The 18683-nt window shown below is 41.6% G+C and carries 13 protein-coding genes; 2 read left to right on the forward strand and 11 right to left on the reverse strand.

Translation table 11 applies throughout. The features are described 5' to 3' along the window. Window positions 1-206: 206 nt before the first annotated feature. The 4 genes from V7K48_RS14575 to V7K48_RS14590 all read right to left on the reverse strand — a co-directional run bounded on the left by V7K48_RS14575 (window position 207) and on the right by V7K48_RS14590 (window position 7816). Entirely contained in the window at window positions 207-1835 is a 1629-nt protein-coding gene (locus V7K48_RS14575) for a S8 family peptidase (RefSeq protein ID WP_335073549.1), read from the reverse strand. Between the two features lie 1285 nt (window positions 1836-3120). Beyond that, window positions 3121-5823 (reverse strand): type I secretion system permease/ATPase, encoded by a 2703-nt coding sequence (locus V7K48_RS14580; RefSeq protein WP_335073551.1) that lies wholly within the window; start codon window positions 5821-5823, stop codon window positions 3121-3123. Further along, window positions 5772-6554 carry a foldase protein PrsA gene (locus V7K48_RS14585; RefSeq protein ID WP_335073553.1) on the reverse strand — a complete coding sequence of 261 codons (783 nt, stop codon included), beginning with the start codon at window positions 6552-6554 and terminating at the stop codon, window positions 5772-5774. The genes V7K48_RS14580 and V7K48_RS14585 overlap by 52 nt, the downstream gene beginning before the upstream one ends. Window positions 6555-6994: 440 nt before the next feature. After that, complete coding sequence (locus V7K48_RS14590) at window positions 6995-7816, reverse strand: DUF92 domain-containing protein (protein WP_335073555.1); 822 nt, start codon at window positions 7814-7816, stop codon at window positions 6995-6997. Window positions 7817-8514: 698 nt separating this feature from the next. Here V7K48_RS14590 and V7K48_RS14595 point away from each other — a divergent pair. Further along, window positions 8515-8946 carry a VOC family protein gene (locus V7K48_RS14595; RefSeq protein WP_335073557.1) on the forward strand — a complete coding sequence of 144 codons (432 nt, stop codon included), beginning with the start codon at window positions 8515-8517 and terminating at the stop codon, window positions 8944-8946. Window positions 8947-8997: 51 nt separating this feature from the next. Here the strand turns inward: V7K48_RS14595 and V7K48_RS14600 are convergent, their stop codons facing one another. Then, complete coding sequence (locus tag V7K48_RS14600; RefSeq protein ID WP_335073559.1) at window positions 8998-9630, reverse strand: esterase/lipase family protein; 633 nt, start codon at window positions 9628-9630, stop codon at window positions 8998-9000. A gap of 404 nt (window positions 9631-10034) precedes the next feature. Here V7K48_RS14600 and V7K48_RS14605 point away from each other — a divergent pair, with 404 nt between their 5' ends. Then, on the forward strand, window positions 10035-10586 hold the full coding sequence (locus tag V7K48_RS14605; protein ID WP_335073561.1) for a hypothetical protein: 552 nt from the start codon (window positions 10035-10037) through the stop codon (window positions 10584-10586). 27 nt (window positions 10587-10613) lie between these two features. Here the strand turns inward: V7K48_RS14605 and V7K48_RS14610 are convergent, their stop codons facing one another. The 6 genes from V7K48_RS14610 to V7K48_RS14635 all read right to left on the reverse strand — a co-directional run bounded on the left by V7K48_RS14610 (window position 10614) and on the right by V7K48_RS14635 (window position 18286). Continuing rightward, entirely contained in the window at window positions 10614-12935 is a 2322-nt protein-coding gene (locus V7K48_RS14610) for a VIT domain-containing protein (RefSeq protein ID WP_335073563.1), read from the reverse strand. A gap of 109 nt (window positions 12936-13044) precedes the next feature. Then, window positions 13045-14109, reverse strand: coding sequence for a tetratricopeptide repeat protein (locus V7K48_RS14615; RefSeq protein ID WP_335073565.1), 1065 nt, complete (start codon window positions 14107-14109; stop codon window positions 13045-13047). A 68-nt stretch (window positions 14110-14177) separates the two neighbouring features. After that, window positions 14178-14885: a 16S rRNA (uracil(1498)-N(3))-methyltransferase gene (locus V7K48_RS14620; RefSeq protein ID WP_335073567.1), complete on the reverse strand. Its 708-nt coding sequence runs from the start codon at window positions 14883-14885 to the stop codon at window positions 14178-14180. 13 nt (window positions 14886-14898) lie between these two features. Next, window positions 14899-15543: a Uma2 family endonuclease gene (locus tag V7K48_RS14625; protein WP_335073569.1), complete on the reverse strand. Its 645-nt coding sequence runs from the start codon at window positions 15541-15543 to the stop codon at window positions 14899-14901. Between the two features lie 112 nt (window positions 15544-15655). After that, window positions 15656-17572, reverse strand: a complete 1917-nt coding sequence (gene sir / locus V7K48_RS14630; RefSeq protein ID WP_335073571.1) for a sulfite reductase, ferredoxin dependent — start codon at window positions 17570-17572, stop codon at window positions 15656-15658. Window positions 17573-17812: 240 nt separating this feature from the next. Beyond that, complete coding sequence (locus tag V7K48_RS14635; RefSeq protein ID WP_335073573.1) at window positions 17813-18286, reverse strand: hypothetical protein; 474 nt, start codon at window positions 18284-18286, stop codon at window positions 17813-17815. Between the last annotated feature and the right edge of the window lie 397 nt (window positions 18287-18683).

Here is an 18683-nt window from a genome sequence, read left to right on the forward strand (position 1 = left end):
TGAATACCCCATTTTCACTCCTTACCTGTTTGAATTCACCTGTTCGTGTCGATTCTACTTGTTCGCCTAAAAGATATCAAATGGGTTCTATAAAAATGTAGAGACGCGAAAATTCGGATCTCTACAAGGTTTTTAGGTTGCTTGATTTTCTTCATCGAGCAGTATTAGCTCTGTATTAAACTCAACTGCAAATCGCTAGATAATTTTCAAGCGATACCAAAGTATTTTCTATACTGTTCGAGTTGTTTTTGCATTCCCTCTAGTAATTTGCCATAATCAGGATTATTCTGATCATCATTATCATCATTACTATCCACATTGGTGCTGCTCAGAATCTTCTCAGAGTTTTGGAATTGCGACCATAATTCTGGATTGGCTAATCCGTTATTATCTTCGGCTGGTGTCAGATACTTTGTCGTTTTTGCGATCGCCTGACCTATTGGAGAGCCGACATTAGAATTATTAAAACTAGCGATAGTATCTGGTGTCAGATATTTTGCTGTTTCTGTAATTGCCTGACCATTCTGAGAACCAAAATTAGAACTATTAAAACTAGAAATTGTCTGTGATGTCAGATAATTTGCAGTTTGTGCGTTGATGTGTAACAGATTGTCGTCAGACATCGCCTGTTTTGGTAGAGAACTGACATTAGAAAGATTAAAACTAGAGCTTGTAGTTTGTGTACTATTTCCGGCAGTTTCTGTAACAATCTGACGGACTTGGGCATCAGTAAGGTTGGGGTTAGCACTAAGCATCAAAGCAACTATACCAGCAACGTGGGGAGCAGCCATAGAAGTGCCGCTATAAGTGGCATACTTATTATTCGGAACTGATGAGTAGACCTTGACTCCTGGGGCTGTAACGTAAGCGATTTCCTTCGTTCCAGAGCGGTTAGAGAAGTCAGGCATATTATTATTTCTATCTACTGCCCCAACTGCAATTCCCGACTTGTATGCATAGCTGGCGGGATACTCTGGTGATGGGCCACCATCATTACCTGCTGCCATGACGACAATCACTCCTTTGCTGCTGGCATAGTCAATGGCTGACTCTAAAGTACTATTGGAAGATGGCCCTCCTAAACTGAGGTTAATCACATTAGCTCCATTATCCACGGCGTAGCGAATACCTTTAGATATGGAATCAAAGGAACCGGAGCCAGACTCATCTAAAACTTTGACGGGCATAATCTTGGCATCATAGGCAATACCAGTGACACCATAGTTATTATTTTCTCCTGCGATTGTGCCGGAAACATGAGTGCCATGACCGTTGTCATCTAGGACATTATTAGTATTGTCAACAAAGTTCCAGCCGTGGATATCATCAGCATAACCATTGCCATCATCATCTTTACCATTGCCAGCAATTTCCTTGGGATTCGTCCAGATATTATCTTTTAAATCCTCGTGGTTGTAGTCAACTCCAGTATCTACAACAGCGACAACAACGCCTTTACCTGTGTATCCATGTGCCCAGACTTCCGGTGCTTTAACCAGGTCTGCTCCCCAATTATTGCCACCAAGATCAGGAACATCAGCAAAGGTATTTTGACCAATGACTCTAGCCACTGCTGCTGCTCCATTAATCAAGCCATAACCATTGGTAGAGTTATAATTCCCAGTGTTAAAAGCATTAGCAGTAGTGTTACTGCTATTTTCGGAGTTACCGCTATTTTGCAACCGCACATTAGCATCGGCTGAGTTGTAGCTACTACGTCTGATGAAGTTGAGGCTGTAGTCATCCTTCCTATTAAAGGTATCTAATGAGGAAGTTGAAGTGACATTTAGCCGTTTATCTGACAGCACATTGTTATTAACATCATCACGCAGCATAAGTATTTTTTTCTCAAAAATAGCAATCTTTTTTTGACAGATTGAAGCGTTAAAACCTTTAAAAAAAAGGTTTTAATCTGTGAATCAATTCTATTCTCAATAATTACTATGAAATTTCATAAAAAATTGCTAATTTTACTACCAAAAAACATTCTAAAAATAGTGCTTTTTCTTAAGAGTCAATTTATCAAGCGAGTAAATTTTAAATTATTACTAGTTAGCAAGTCGAAATTGGTGCAATATAAAAATTGCATTATATTTCTAAAATTAGAGTTTCCAGAGATTTTTAATGTACTACCTTAACTGTGTCATGCCAGTAAGGTGCGTTGACAGAGTGTAACGCACCTATTTTTATACCTTAAAAAGAATTGTTCCTAGTTCCCTTCCCAATGATGCAAGATTAAGATGACAAATACCTGATTTAAAAGCACACCATCCTGATCACGTCTGTAATACAAGTATTGATTTAGGATTAATCATCTAATGTGTCTTGTGTCTGTATATCCATCTTGTGCTTTTTAGTATTTTTTTGGCGCTTATCTTCTTTCCATGTCCCTGTTTTGCGTGCTGCTTCTGTCAGGAGATACTCAATTTGAGCATTAACGCTCCTACAGCCGATTCATGTGTTGCAAAGATTTTTGTCATTGATATAAGATTTGGGCAAAGGGAGAAAGCCAGAACATCACCAAACAGCAAAACGCTCTCTAGGATTGAGAGCGCTTTTAGTTGAATTATTGAGGTTAAATAGGGGTTGGCTGCTTATCCAACAGGCGTTTTAGAAGCCGAACTAGGAAAGATAGTGTTAAATCTAGACTTGGCATCACCGAATTTACGATGTTTAAATTTTGGAAAATAGAATTGTTGGCGGAGCCTCTCGTAGAGAAGATTCAAAAGCATTCGACTGAGCGCTCACGCCGTACCACTTCTCCTTCTCCTGACAAAGAGGCTGCGCCAACAAAGACGCTAGCGCTAACGTGGAAACAAGCTACGCGTAGCGTTCCGCAGGAAAGTCCAAAATTTAATGCATGTTTGTCCCTTGCGCGTCTGGTAGAGTTGCCCCCAAATTAGAACGCGAGAATAATTATATTATCCAAAATCCAAAATTAATTGACAAGCAAGTGACTTGATTTCTGGGGTCAATCTAAAATCTAAAATCATTCGACTGAGTGTAGCCGTACCCCTTCTCTAGGTTCGCGCAGCGTGTCGCAGACAGACGCTAGCGCTAACGGGGAAGCAAGCTACGCGTAGCGTTCCGCAGGAAAGTCCAAAATCCAAAATTGCTTGACTAGATATTTGCCTGCTGCCGTTGATATAGTGACCAGTACAAACCCTTTTGTTGCAACAACTGGGAGTGAGTACCACGTTCGGCAATCACGCCTTGCTCTAATACCAAAATTAAATCAGCACGTTTGAGGGGTGCAAAGCGGTGAGCAATGAGGAACACGGTACGATTAGCGGAAATTTTTTGTAGGTTATGCAGTACCTGCTGTTCAGTTTCACTATCCAAAGCGCTGGTAGCTTCATCTAAAACTAAAATCGGCGCTTGGGAAAGAAATAGCCTTGCTAGGGCAATACGTTGTCTCTGTCCACCAGATAAAGCTGTACCGCGTTCACCAACATTGGTTTCGTAACCGTAGGGTAATTGACTGATAAAGTCGTGGGCTACTGCTAGTCTTGCCGCCTCTACTACTTGCTCTGCGCTAATGTCAGGAGTACCGAGAGTGATATTTTCCAAAATAGAACCATTGAATAAAAAGTCTTCTTGAAGAACTACACTAATTTGTTGACGCAGTGAGGCTAAATCGGCACTTTTAATATCAAAACCATCAATAAGGATGCGTCCTGATTCAATTTGATAGAGGCGTTGCAATATCTTAGACAGGGTACTTTTACCAGAACCGCTGCGTCCGACAATGCCAACAAATTGCCCTGGTTCGGCATTGAAAGATATTCCCCGCAGAATTGCTTCAAAGTTTGGCTGGTAGCGGAAAAAGACTTGCTCAAAGGTGACTTGTCCTTTCAGGGGTGGTAAAACTAGGCCAGTTCCCAGTTCAGCTTCTGGAGAGACGTTGAGAATATCACCAATGCGATCTACAGAAAGTAGCACTTGTTGGAGGTTTTGCCACAACTGTACTAAACGCAAAAGCGGGCCTGTGACTCTACCAGACAGCATTTGAAAGGCAACTAGCTGCCCGATTGTGAGCTTTTGTTCGATGACTAACTTGGCTCCAAACCAGAGAATCAGCATGATGGAAAAATTGGTGAGAAAGTCACCAATGTTGCTGCTGATATTGGAGGTAGTAGAAGCTTTAAAACTTGTGCGAATGAAGCGAGCAAACAAGCCTTCCCAGCGATCGCGGGCTACTGGTTCTGCTGCATGGGCTTTAACAGAGTGAATTCCTGTGATTGTCTCCACTAAAAATGATTGACTATCAGCACTCCGGTTGAAAGTTTCGTTGAGCCAGTTACGCAGAATTGGTGTTGCAACTATCGTCAAAGTTGCAAATAGTGGTAGTACTGCTAAGGCAACAAAGGTGAGTGGGACGTTATAGTAAAACATCAATGCCAGGTAGACCACAGCAAAGATGCTATCTAGAATTACAGTTAATGCTGTACCTGTGAGAAACTGACGAATTTGTTCGAGTTCTTGGACTCGTGCTATTGTGTCTCCGACGCGCCGCGATTCAAAATAAGCTAATGGCAGACGCATCAGATGACGAAATAGCTGTGCTGATAAACTCAAATCGAGACGACGAGCTGTATGGGTAAAGATGAATAGGCGCAGAATGCCAAGTATGGACTCAAATATGGCTACAAACAAAAGTGCGATCGCCATCACATCGAGAGTTGGCAAACTCCCTTGCACCATCACTTTATCAATGACGACTTGCGTAATTAGCGGTGTTGTTAACCCTAAAAGCTGCAAGGTAAAAGATGCTAACAATACTTCTGTTAGCAATCCTTTATACTTCCAAACTGCTGGGGTGAACCAACTGAGGTTAAATTTTTCTTGCTGGGATATGAGTTCTACTTGCCACAATTGTCCATCCCAGGATGCCTCAACTATCGACTGCGGCAAGCTTTCACAAATGCGATCGGGATTTAGAGGGTTAGCAATAATTAGGCGATCGCCCTTAACTCCATAGGCTACCACCCAGGATGGACTCTGGGGTGAGTCAGAATTCCACAGCAGTAAAGCTGGAAATGACAGCTGTCGCAACTCACCCCAACTCACTTGTAACCGCCGCAACACTAACCCTAACTTTTCTGCTGCTTCCACAACCTGTTTTGGGCGTTGTCCTCTGAGTTGGCGCTGCACCCATTCCAGTTGCACAGAATTTTCTAACTGTTGCGCCACCATTGTTAAACAGGCAGCAGCGGTGTTCCAACTGGCAACAAACGGATAATTTGGGATGATCAGATTGGCGGCTGGGAGTCCTCTTTGGGGTTGGAGGCTGTGGGGGCTGGAAGTTCCCTCTGAGGCTGGCGCTAGTGAACGAGTGGAAGAGAAGGAAAATGTCTCCCTTTCTCTTTCCATGTCCATCGGTAACACTTGCCAAAACTCCTGAATTTGTGGGTGAGAAAATTCTGCCCATAGTGCAGTATCCCAACAAACTACTACCACTTCTTTACTAGCAGCTACAGCTTTAAAATCCGCAGACAGCTTTTGGAAATCGCCAAACCAATCTCCCACATCTAGGGCGGCTATTGGTTTGCCAACTCCTTCTTCTCGCAAGCGAACTTTCCCAGCCACAATCAAGAATTGATAACCACCGACATCGTTTGACCAGATTTTTTCTCCAAGACGATACTGACGAGTTTGGGACTCATTTTCCAATCGGGATTGTTGTTCGGGAGTCAGCCAGGATAGTGGTGGTTGATTCCAAGGCAAAGAAGCTAGCACTTTTAATCGTAAAGATTCATTATCCAGAATATTTAACTCACTTGTAATTTGACTGTCAGTTTTTGAATTTTCTCTGCTAGCCATTTTTCAAATAACTCATTTTGTAGTGCTTGCTTTAGTTGAGTATCTTCTAAGGACGCTGGCATAAATTGTTCTACTCGAAACAAACCATAAGGTCCTTCTCCTTGGGGAGAGTCTTTGCCAACGATTTCTATTGGTCCTAGCAATTGTCCAGGACTCGCCACATCAATAGCTGCCCGTAATATATCCGGCATACTTCCTCGACTGATGATTCCCATCATGCCGTTCACAATTCGGTCATCTGCAAGTGAATACTCTTTAGCTAGTTGCTCAAAACTACCTCCTTCTTCAATTTGAGTTTGTAGTTCGTCTGCCAATTCTCGATTATCAACAATAATCCGGGAAAGTACTAACCGATCCAAAAAAATTTTGCGTTCAATAAAATATTCTTGGAGTTTTGATTCCGTCACTACAGCTTTCAGCTTTTCTAACTTGTAACCAGAACTAACCGATGTGTGAAAAGTAGCATAATCTGTGTTGTTGGTCTTTAACCATTCTTGAAAACTTTGGGGGTCAGTCAGTTGATTTTTTAGCCGGAAGTCAATAATTGCCTGTTCAGTTATTGCTGTACCAATTTCAATATCGTTTCGTGTTCGGATTTCTTCCTCAATTACGTACTGGCGGAGAATATCTCCAATGAACTGTCCCAATTTCCCAGAGGCTTGCAGGTACTTTATTGCTGACTCAACAGAAATTATTTGGTCATTGATTGTCAAAAATGATAAAGATTCCATGAACTAGTTATGTGAAAATGGTTAAACACTTATAGGACTTTTAAATTAAATCATATAGAAATCATCCGGTCATTGATGGATAAATATGATAAAGATTCCATGAACTAATTACATCTAAATGGTCAAAAAATTATATAGCTAATAAGTAAAATAATTTCCCATAATCACTTTTACGGTCTAACTGGGACAGAACAGGATTGAAAATCTCGGTTGTAAGGCAAAGCAAGTTGTGTAACCAAATCTTTATAGATTCAGAGAAATAATCAGGTGGGTAGACAGGCAAAAATAAAGCAAAGCATATGTAAGAATTGTTTCTTGTCAGTTTTCTTTGCCAGTTGCTAAAAGTTGAGCCACTGCGTTGCTCATGTGACCAAAGTTGTAGCAACTGAGGTGGGAAAATTGTCCCATACGCGACCAAGTAATTGTTTATTCTCACCGATCTACTTAATGATACTTGTCCATGTCCAGGCAAGTAGCACAGCCGCGATCGCACCGATTAAAGTATTCAAAATATTTACTACTTCATTGGTCAGCCAAGTATACTTAGATTGCAGTGTTGCTCCAATCACACTTTCTAAGTTGGTGGCAATAAATGCTGCCAGTACACACCAAGCTACTCCCAATAGATCAATTAAACCAACTCCCCAACCAACAAATGCGATCGCCACAGAAGCCACGATCCCAGCTAAAGTTCCCTCCAAACTTACCGCTCCTTCTGTGCCCCGAGGCACTGGTTGAAGTGTGGTAATCAAAAAGGTGCTTTTACCATATGCTTTACCGACTTCACTAGCAGTGGTGTCAGCCAGCTTGGTACTGAAACTCGCTACATAGCCTAACAATAATAGGGACTGGAGACTTGTACTGAGGGTAGCCGAAGTATTGGGAACTAAGAATTGGGGACTAGGTACAAGAAATCCCGAATTTATCATTCCTACTCCCAAGGCACACAGCGCCCCAGTCAAAGCTGAACCCCAAACATTTTCTGGGCCTCTAGCTCCAGAACGCTTTTCGGCAATTCCTTCTGCCTCTTTCTGCGCCATCCCGATACGGGTAACGCCAGAACCAACCAGAAAATAGAACATTACTACTGCATATCCTCGCCAGCCTAGAGTTACCCAAATTAAGATGGCCAGGAACCAGGCGTGGAATAATCCAGCAGGGGTAAGTAGCTTTTTCGGAGCAACCCAAGCTAAACCCAATAAAACTGTGTTTAATCCTACTGCTACCAACCAAGGATTTACAGAATCAATTAAGGACAACATCAGCAATTAATCATGAGTAATTTTGTCTGAATATCAACAGAATAACGAATTTATCACTCTTAGTGCTTAATTTTCGACACCGATTATCTATGAGGTTGCATAGAACAATTTGCTTAAGCCCCAAGTCTTACAAGGTTGATTTTGTGCAGCTTCACAAAGAATTGGTATGACACCTCCTCAGCTAAAGTAATATGTTTGTATTATTAACTAAATTGCGTAGGTATCGCTCTGAAAGCTGAGTGTAAAACTAAAAACAACATCTTAGATATACACTGCAATATTGACTAAAGAACGTGGATTAAACAAAATGCAAAACTTCTGTTTAGTTGCCTGGACTCTTCGAGTACGTAATGCACTCAAAGCACTTTCATCGGGTGGGTTAAGTTCCCAATACACTCTAATAAAGTTGTAAGTTATAAAATCTACGTTCCTAAGCGTGTGCCCATGCAAACCTAAATTAGTATAGCTGCACAAGACAAACAGTCACCTAAAGAATTAAGTGTAAATTATGTAGATACAGGGCGAAGTCTGTAGCTACAGGATGCAACGGCTGAAGTATTACTCAGTCCCCAATCTTAGTCATAAACATAAAGAATATAAGTTAATATCAATTAAAACTGTGTTCAAGTTGACCACAATCAAAACTTAACAGCATAAATTGTAGATAGCATCAACTACTAGTCTTTTCTACACAAGCTATGAGCCAAACTTTATTCCATCTGGCTTTCCCTGTGACTGACATTGCCCAAACAAAAGCATATTACGTGGATGGCTTGGGCTGCATTCCTGGTCGTGAAAACCGCCACGCCCTGATTCTCAATCTCTACGGTCATCAACTAGTAGCTCACTTCACCAAAGAACCGTTGACACCGCAACATACTATCTACCCTAGACACTTTGGGCTAATTTTTACCCAAGAACGTGATTGGCAAGACTTACTAGAAAGGGCACAACAACAACAGCTACTTTTTCGCGAATCAACCAAAAACCGCTTTGTTGGTTCTCCTCTTGAGCATCGCACTTTCTTTCTAGAAGATCCCTTTTATAACCTCATGGAGTTCAAGTATTATCGTCACTCAGAGGCGATTTTTGGGAGTTACGAACATACACAAATTGGGGATAGGACTTAAGAAATTCGTAATTAAAGATGAATAAATCAAGCGTAACAAGCATCCTGGCTACTAACTGGATGCTTTCTTAAGGAAAGGCAGCTTAATACGCTCTGCTAAAACTGTTGTTATTACTGCTAAACTCCTGGAGTCTGTCAGCATCCAAGGATGTAGAGCAACCGTTACTATTGCTTCGCTTCCTACGGGCATTTGTGAACTATTCGCTGGGACAATCATCAAATCATAAGGTGTCCATATAGACGTAAAATTTAGCTGCTCCAATATTACAGCATCGGAATTTAAATCCTTAAGAAAAATGCTGTCGGGGCGCATTTGTACGCAACCAGGACGCCGGGAACCATAAGCAACCAGAGTTCCATGATGGGGTGAAGAGATCGTAATAAACCTCTGGACGCGGTTAATTCCTCCCAGTCGCTGGACATAGTAACGGCTGACAATTCCTCCCATGCTGAAGCCTACTAAATCTAGGTGTTGTTCTGGTGCAAAGGTGGTTGTAACATAATCAGCTAGTTGCTTTGCCAACTCATCAAGACCCACATCACCATTATTAGGAACCAAATTTAAGCTATATACAGACCAATCCCGTTGTATTAGGTATGCCCTCATTTTATGGAAAACTGCCTCTGTGTCGTCAATCCCGTGTACTAATATCACAGGATTGCGCTGCTGATTTTCAGTGTTCATCTCCAAAATCTGGCTGAATTAAGTCTGTAGAAAATGTAACGAGTACCGTTAGTATCTGCCAACAGGCTATGACACTCCTCCCACTGGTTGAAAGTAAACCGCTTGTTTTTCTCCAATTAGTAATTTTCAAACAAATAAATGTTAATTTTTGTAAAGCCTGCTTTCAGAATCTTGCTCTTAGTTACAGTAAAATTTAATAATTAGTTCTCGGTGTATACAGGTCACAAATGTTTGTAAGAAAACATTTGCTCTCTAGTTTTACTACAATGTTGATTAAGCACAAACCTATAAGGGATGTCACCAGAATGGGGTGGCGCAAAGCATAAAATGTAAGATTTTGTCGTAATTGTTAAAAATTACGGTCTAGTTTCAAATATAAAAGGTAAAAGGCAGGAGTAATTGTAATGGGTTTTATCAAAAAGTCAATTTCGGGCATTCAGGGTTTTCTTAGCAGTATTCTGGGTTTCATTACCGGACTGTTACCAGGGAAGAAGAAAAGCAACGGCTACTTCTTAGAATTGGACGAAGCCAAAGATGCTGCTAAAGATGCTGCTAAAGAGGTAGCATCGAATGTGAAGCAAGTAGCAGATACAGTTGCATCGAATGCTAAGAAAGTAACGGCAACAATTGGATCAGAAGCACCATCTCCATCCAAGCCAGATTCATTGAACGGAACAAAAACTGCCGCAGATGAGGCTAAGGCAAAATCAGCTAAAAATCCCAAAGCAGCTGATGTTCAGTTAGTCCAGACTGCTGAGGGTCTTAAAGTTCAACCTGGCAAAAATGAAAAAGCCGCAGCAGCCAAAGTACTCAAACAGCAGCCAACTGAAACCACCTTTGCACCAAAATATCTTGCTCCTTCGACTACTAGCTCTAATGGTCGTCGTCGTCCAGGGGCGAATATGAGTGCTTACTTAGACATGGCACGTCAGGTTAAAAAGCCTAGTAATGGATAGAGACCGTAAATTTACGGTCTCTAGAAGTTAAACGTGAACATGCAAGGTTAAGATAACTTTGCCAGTTGTAGATGGGGGAACTCTCCAAACTAGGAGCGATCGCTTAATTTTCTCCACTACAACTGCATCTTTTAGAGTCGAGGCTTTTTCATCCAAAACTACCCCTCCTACCCGACCTTCATTGACGGTGAACTCAAAAACGATTTCACCACTAAAGCCAGAAGGCAAGTTTAGTTGTTGAAGGTGTTGGGTTAGGTCAGCAATTCCTGTTTCATCCAAGCCAGTAACGCTGATTACTTCTAACTGATAGTTGATGGCTGCGTCTGATATTTCATCTTCTTCCATCTGTTGGGAATCAAAGCTGTTAAAAGGAATATTAACTTCTTTGGCTACTAGGGATTGTGGCGATCGCTTTTGTCGGAGAAAATCTGGAACGTCTTCTGAAGGTGGTGCTGATGGCATTAAGAGTGATAGTTGACGCACAAAACCACCAGCAGGAGGACTGCCAAACACTCCTTGGTAACTAACTGCTTCAGGCATTTCGACTGGCACTTGCATAGACACATATTCGCTTCCTGGTTCAACCCGCACGTCATCGCTGACAGCCACAAAAGCGGTGTATTGAGAAAGCAGTTGATAAGTTAAGGCGGTTTCTGTAACTGCTTCTACACCAGCTTTGGTTTCAAAGCTCACCATTTGATTCATCAAATCTTTGATGCAAGCACGTCCCCATAACTGCGCTATAGCAAGATTTCCTGTTTCCTCAAATATGAGGTGAAACATTTTTTCGTAGTGCTTACCGCCCGCAGCAATGCCGGAGATTTGCAGATTACCGTTGGCTCTATCTTGTTTACGACCAAATAAAACTAATGGTTGTTTGCTGAATAAATCAGGTGCTATGGCTGGGTAAATAACAGGCGATTCTATGTCACCTTGCCAAGAAATTTGAATATTTGTAAGTACGGGGTTGTTGATTTGCCTGTAAAACTTTTCGGCAACTTCTTCTGTGGGTTCATCATGACGAATAATTCTGGATATTCCCCGGCCAATTTCGGCGATGCGATTCAGTAAAAAACGGTTAACGGAACTACCAGCACCAAAACTATAAAGGCGATTTTCTGGTTGGAGGTGCTGTTGTACCTCTGCCAAAATCTCATTTTCGTTGCCGATGTAGCCATCGCTTAGGAGTACAACACTGCGTAATCTTCCGACTGGTGTAGGGAAATTTATGGCTGTACGAATACCACTGAGCATTTCTGTGCTGCTATCAGCTTGTAAATTGTTAATGTAAGCGATCGCTTTGGCACGATTTTCTGGTGTATTCGGCAGAGGTTCCTTTGATAACTGTCTGACTTTATCAGAAAAATCGATAATTGTGAAAGTATCATTGGGATTCAACCCATTAATAAATCGCCGCATCAATTCTTGACACTTCGATAATGGATCACCAGATTGTGAACCGGAAGTATCCACCAAAAAGACGACATCTTTGGGGACAATTTCATCAGTAGAATATTCCAAAGCTGGAATCAGATAAATTGCAAAATGTCCGCCGCGATCGTCGGCTTGGGTTAATATCGTGGATTGAGTTTCTTTACCAGAAACTTGATAGCGGAGAATTAAATCTTTGTTGGGAATTGTATCTTCTCCAGCTAATTGAATCCGCACTATTTGACCTGAGTGTTCAATTTTTAATTGATGTGAAGGAGAACGCACTTGAGAAATTGGTAAACCTGCATCAATTTCTACTGTGACATTAATATTGTGACGCGAGCGCATTCCTTCTGGGACTACAGGCGGTGTAATACGAGAAGCATCAGGAACTTGGTTTGTATCACCTCTATTATCTATCGGTGTTCCTGGAATATATCTTGGCCCCATCACCATCGGAAAAACAAATTCGTTGTTTCCCGCCTCAAATTTTAAACTTTCGGTGTAACGAATTATGACATCAATTTGTTCACCAGGTTTGATGTTAACCAAAGATTGAGTAAAAATGTTGTCTCGTTGCTGTTCTAGAAGTCCGGTGGTGCGTCCTTCTTGTTTGGCCTTTTCGTAGATTTGTTGCGCTTCTTCACGTTTTTTAATATTACCTTTGATAATGCGATCGCCTATTTTGATTTCCATATCATCCACCGCCGCTTCATCAGGTAATGGGAAGATATATACTGCTTCTAAAGGCTGTGTGAACGGATTTTCAAAGCTTTGAATCACCTCGACTCGTGACAAGTTACCTGCAATTTTTGCTAGAACTTCCGTATGTTTGAGCGGAAAAACTAGTTTTTCTCCTTGAGGGGATTGGACATACAAACCCCCTAGCTGTTGGTTTTTAGCACTTACTGTATTCATAGATTTGATAGCTACATATACTTAGATTTTTGAAAAAATCAAATCGGATTGCTAGAAATTAGTTAATCTCATGATAAGGGTTTAGTGTCATTTTATACTTATCCATAAATTATTTAACAAACACCAGTCCACTATATAAATGAAAAGCTGGGTCCCAATTAGTCTGTTCCCTACGAAACAGATGAATGTAAGACTTGATGTGACCCAGCATTTCTGTTTGATCTAATGTTGTATCTGCAAAAGACGTGAAATCTGACCAAATTTTGACTTGAGGTAGTTGCTGGTCAATCCAAGTTGATAAACTATTCCAATTAATTCTGATTGTATTTTGGCTAGTTTGGGGAATGATTTCTAAACCTTGCTGAAATTCATAGCCGTTGTCATCAAATCGGAGAATGCAACGTCTACCAGGTAGGTGTAAATCACAAAACTGAGCATAGTCTTGTGTTTGGGTTTTCCATTCCAGTTTACGCTGGGCATCAACATCTACAACTTGTTCAAAAATGGGCAAAAGTCCTATTACTCTTGCTGTGACTTCTGACCAGTCAAAGGTGAGAGAACCGAGTTGATTTATATCATTACGGCAAACAACAGTAGCTTGTGGGGTAGATTCTTGGAAATATTTGACTTGATAAACTTGAATTTGCTGAATTTGAGCTATTGTTGCCCAAAAGCAAGGAATGCCAGCCTGCTGTAACTGTTTTCCGTAAAATTTTAGTTCTCCCACTTGGCCAGTGCGGTATAACCTCCAGCCACGACTTGGCAGTATTAGTCGTGCGGTGTAAGGGTCTAGCTGCATAATCTCGGCGAATTTTCGAGATGCTTCTGTTTTCATCTCGCTACTGAGTGGTTCTAAAACTAGTATGCCAAGTTCAGTGTTATTCGGCTGGGCTGTTGCTTGGGAAATAGCTCTTTGTCTTTCTTCTAGCTCCATTTCTTGTAGTCTTTGCAAACCTTGACGTGCTAGCGTCACTATTTTGATATTCCTTATATCTCGCAGCAGTTGCCGATAAATTTTTTCTGCATCCTGACGCTTTCCAGATACTTCATGTAGCCGACCAAGATAAAATTGCACCCAAGGATTGTCTGGTGATTCTTTTTGCAGCTGTTTGAGTAATTTAGCAGCTGTTTGATAATCTTTATCGTCAAAGGCGATCGCAACTTGCTCAATCATTACTTACTTTAAATACACGCTGGAGTCATGTCTGGCACAAAATCACTTTTGCGTGAGCCATAAATCATTTATACTTCACAACTTGCGGTAATCAAGGATAATGCTACTACTGGGGCTGTAATTGCTCTCAGGATGCGGCGACCAAGAGAAACAGGTTGAAATCCAGATGCGATCGCATTCTCAATTTCTTGTGTTGTCCATCCTCCCTCTGGGCCAGTAGCAATAACAATCTCCTCAGAGATGCTACTCAGTACTTTGTTTAAATGGGGATACTCTCCACGAGCCTCACAAATATAACGGTGACTTATCTGATTAGCGGTGACAGCAGTGTTAAAAGCAACAGGATCTAGAATTGTCGGTACAAAAGAGCGCTCTGATTGCTCGGCGGCTTCTGTTGCGATGCGCCGCCAGCGTTCGAGTTTTTGAGGACTAGGATCAAGCAAAGTGCGATCGCTCAATACTGGTGCAATACAAGTTACTCCCAACTCTGTACAACACCGCACAACTTCATCAAATCCATTGCCTTTAGGCAACGCCACTATCAGCGTAATCGATACGGGTAATTCTGTTTCTACTGTCAGTGGTTCTAAAACCTGTGCCTGCTCGTCTTCTAGCTGCACTAACCACCATTTTCCCCTACCATCCATTGCAATAAAGCGATCGCCTTCACGCAAGCGCAACACACGCCCTAAATAATGCTGTTGTTCTTTGGTGAGCAAAATTTGCCCTTGTTGGAATTGGGAGGGTGCGATCGCAATTCTTTGCAGTTGAGACATTTTTGTTAATAAATTACTGCCCTGCTGTAGACATCTGCTGTCTAACCCAGGTGCGGAAAACACGGGTTGCTGCTATTTGTCCAACTTTCTTGCTTTCTTGGATAAATCTGGGAATCTCCGTCACCAGCACAGGCGCAAAACTTGGACTACTATCACTCTGCGAATATTGCCCACCATTGAGGGTGTAAACGCACAACACATTTCCGTTATACCGCCAGAATTCTAGAACTCCCATTGAAGCATAAAGAGCCAACTTGTCTATCTTGGATCTGGAATATTCCACTTCCAGTACTAAGTCTGGTGGTGGATCTATAATCAGGTCAATATTTTCTTTATTGCGGACTAACAATTCATTTTGGATGTAGTAACTACTGTCCGGCTCGGCTCCTCGTTCCAAATCATCTCGCGTCATAGTCAACGAGCCAGCGCTTTTAACTTCTAAACCAAATTCTTCACACAGCACAAGAACAAAACCTTCAATCAGACGGTTTGAGTTCTCGTGTGGCATCAGCGGAGTCATAATTTCTACAATTCCGTTGTCATAAGCTAGCCTTTTATTTCGCTCAGATCCCATATCTGCCAGCATAGCTTTGAATGTCTGCCAGCTAATATTTTGCAGCACATCCCTAGTTTCTGCAAATTTTGCTGTTGTTACCATAGTTCAGTTTTCCTGTGGATGTGTTACCTAACGGCATTAGGATTTACACAAGATAGACACAGACAAATCCATCTGTGTCTATCTGTAATTTCATTATCTTCAATTTTTCAGCTTACGAAAGATTCTGGAAGTAAGCCTCTAGCGCCTCAGTCACTAACTGAGTCATTGGCTTGCCTTCGCTTTGGGCTACTTCCTTCAACTTGCTATAAACCTCTTTTTTCAAATTCACCCGATGGCGCGATTTGTTTGCACTATCGGCTGTTTGCGAGTCGTAGGTGGCAGTAAATTCGCGGATGGCATCAAAACCAACGCGATCGCAAAAATCACCAAAGCTTTCCTTCGATTTCCGAGATTTCTTGAAGTAGACAAAAATCGGTTCTAGGAAGCTTTCAAAGTCATTATGGTGCAGCTTTTCTATGTAAGGTTGTGCCAGTCGAGTCTGATTTGGCGAACCCCCTAACCATAATTGGTAAGATTCTGGAGCGCTACCGACAAAGCCCAATTCTGCTAAGTAGGGACGAGCGCAGCCGTTAGGGCATCCGGTCATCCTTACCACAAAATGCTCATTTTGTAAACCTATTTTATCCAACAGAGCGCGAATCCGCTCCAAAATCCCCGGTATTGCCCGTTCTGATTCCGTGATTGCCAAGCCGCAGGTGGGCAAAGCCGGACAAGCCATTGCATACCGCACTAAAGGTTCAATTTTACTAGGGTCGTCTCCGACACCGTGACGGCTGAGAATGTCTTGAATAGCTTGCTTGCTATCTGGTTCGATATCGTAAAAAATCAGGTTGTGGTTGGGTGTCAAACGGATGGGCAAGTTGAACTGCTCGACAATTTCCCGCAAGGCAGTTTTCAGTTGAAACGAACCTTCATCCTTGATTCGACCATTATCAATGGAAATTCCTAAGAATAGCTTGCCATCACCTTGTTCATTCCAGCCGAGGAAGTCGTGATATTTAAACTCTGGCAGTGGTTTGAAGGCTTCAACTGGTTTACCAAAATATTCTTCAACTTGGGTACGGAATTTATCTACACCCCAATCGTTGATTAGATATTTTAATCTGGCATGACGACGATCAGTGCGATCGCCATAATCTCTCTGGGTAGCAACAATCGCTTTCACTATATCGTAAACGTCATCTTTGGCTACATAACCGATGGGGTCTGCTAACCTAGCGAAAGTTTCTTCTTTACCGTGTGTTCTCCCTAAACCACCACCAGCAAAAATATTAAATCCTTCTAGCTGTTTCTTTTTATTGGTAATTACTATCAAAGTCAGGTCTTGAGAATACAAATCAACCGAATTATCCCCTGGCACCGTCACGCAAATTTTGAACTTGCGGGGCATATAGTGAGTGCCATAAATCGGTTCTTCGTTGTTATGAATAATTGTGCCATTCCCATTGCGCTGTCGCGCCGCCTTCACCTCTGGGTTTTCTTCAGCACTAATTGCTTTTTCCCCATCCAACCAAATTTCATAATAAGCGCCTGTTTGCGCTGACAGCAAGTCAGCAATATTCTGGGCATATTCCCAAGCATACTGATACTCTGGGCGATTCTTAAAGGGGGCTGGTGGTGCCATGACGTTACGGTTAATGTCGCCGCAAGCTCCCAAAGTCGTACCTAGGTTCTTGACAATTGTAGCAATTGCTGTCTTAAGATTCTTCTTTAAAATTCCGTGCATTTGGAAACCTTGACGGGTAGTTACTCGTAAGGTGTGGTTGCCATACTCATCAGCTAGTTTATCTAAAGCCAAATACAGCTGCTGTGGTACCAAACCACCCGGATTTTTTGTCCGCAGCATAAACTGGTAATCTTTTTCCTGTCCCTTGGTGCGGTTATCACGGTTATCTTGCTGGTAAGAACCGTGATACTTCAAAAGCTGCACCGCATTTTCGGTAAAATGGGTAGTGTCTTCAAGGATCTCAGTTGCTACAGGTTCACGCAAAAAATTACTATTTTCCTTGATTCCTTCTAGTTTGGAAGGCTTACGGCTAGCGATGGGGGAAGGAGCAGATTTAACCATTAGACTTGTATAGTATTCTCAATAAAGCATTAGTAGACGCCGAATCAGCACCCTTCGGCTACTTGATCCCCGGTAATCCGGCCGGAATAATGAGGAATATTTTAATTTTACCACGGCAAAAGCCGGCTTTGTCAGTGATGTAGCACTTAACAAAACCAGCTTTTTGGAGTAGTGAGTGAAGAAGTGCTAAGTCCTGAGTACTTAGTTAAAGTATAGAGTGACTGAGGACTCAATAATCTTTTATTTGAAGCGATAGACAAGACCACCATTGATGCTAACAGCAGAAGCATCGCTATTTTGGTAAGCACCAAGTCCGACTTTGGCATTAGTGTAGACAAGGAAATTGTTAGCAACTTCCGATTCAACACCAGCACCTACGACTACTGAATCTCTGTTCCCTATAGGAGTTGGTAAGCCATCTTTCTCTACAAAAGAATAACCACCAGTTAAATAGGCATTAGTTCTATTAGCAATGGGTACATCCACAGAAAGTTCTGGGATGATAGCACTTGTCTTATCACTCCAGAAAACATTACCGCGTGCAGAAAACTGTCCACCGCTGGTAACGCCAGCTGCAACACCAGCACCAACATAACTAGCATCAGTACCTTTTTTGGTTTCAGCAGAAGCTTGACCAGCTGATAGAACAAGAGGAGCAATTATTAAGGAAGATAATGCAGAAATTGTCATGAAAGACTTGAGTAAGCCTTTCATAATTTTTATAAAGGTTTGTATTTTTTACTTATATATTCCAAGTCAAAATCATGTGAAAATGTTCCAAGTAATTCACAGATTTTATTAAATGACTATTATTGATTCATAACGCTTACAGGGTAACTATCCCTGGAAATAATAAATAAGCTATTATAATTACATTTCAATATCTTTTCATTCTAGTTCTTTATCTCAAGACAGACGCTTTTTAAAATAGCATAATATTTGGAACTTAAACTGATACCAATTATCAGTAAACTTGCACTAAATGATTATTCCTTCTTCCTTGACGTCCTTCTCTAACGAGACGCTGCGCGTACCCCTACGGGGAAGCAAGCTACACGTAGTGTCTCATAGATAAGGCATACTTAGCAGTTCGTTAAATAAAAATTAAGTG

It is taken from the genome of Nostoc sp., from assembly GCF_036919615.1.
GTDB lineage: Bacteria > Cyanobacteriota > Cyanobacteriia > Cyanobacteriales > Nostocaceae > Nostoc.

Bases quoted from the DNA above. Each gene is read 5' to 3' on its own strand.
- V7K48_RS14590 (WP_335073555.1), bottom strand. From the start codon at position 7,816: ATGTTGTCCTTAATTGATTCTGTAAATCCTTGGTTGGTAGCAGTAGGA.
- V7K48_RS14625 (WP_335073569.1), bottom strand. From the start codon at position 15,543: ATGGTAACAACAGCAAAATTTGCAGAAACTAGGGATGTGCTGCAAAAT.
- V7K48_RS14620 (WP_335073567.1), bottom strand. From the start codon at position 14,885: ATGTCTCAACTGCAAAGAATTGCGATCGCACCCTCCCAATTCCAACAA.
- V7K48_RS14575 (WP_335073549.1), bottom strand. From the start codon at position 1,835: ATGCTGCGTGATGATGTTAATAACAATGTGCTGTCAGATAAACGGCTA.
- V7K48_RS14635 (WP_335073573.1), bottom strand. From the start codon at position 18,286: ATGAAAGGCTTACTCAAGTCTTTCATGACAATTTCTGCATTATCTTCC.
- V7K48_RS14595 (WP_335073557.1), top strand. From the start codon at position 8,515: ATGAGCCAAACTTTATTCCATCTGGCTTTCCCTGTGACTGACATTGCC.
- sir (WP_335073571.1), bottom strand. From the start codon at position 17,572: ATGGTTAAATCTGCTCCTTCCCCCATCGCTAGCCGTAAGCCTTCCAAA.
- V7K48_RS14585 (WP_335073553.1), bottom strand. From the start codon at position 6,554: ATGGAATCTTTATCATTTTTGACAATCAATGACCAAATAATTTCTGTT.
- V7K48_RS14600 (WP_335073559.1), bottom strand. From the start codon at position 9,630: ATGAACACTGAAAATCAGCAGCGCAATCCTGTGATATTAGTACACGGG.
- V7K48_RS14610 (WP_335073563.1), bottom strand. From the start codon at position 12,935: ATGAATACAGTAAGTGCTAAAAACCAACAGCTAGGGGGTTTGTATGTC.
- V7K48_RS14605 (WP_335073561.1), top strand. From the start codon at position 10,035: ATGGGTTTTATCAAAAAGTCAATTTCGGGCATTCAGGGTTTTCTTAGC.
- V7K48_RS14580 (WP_335073551.1), bottom strand. From the start codon at position 5,823: ATGGCTAGCAGAGAAAATTCAAAAACTGACAGTCAAATTACAAGTGAG.
- V7K48_RS14615 (WP_335073565.1), bottom strand. From the start codon at position 14,109: ATGATTGAGCAAGTTGCGATCGCCTTTGACGATAAAGATTATCAAACA.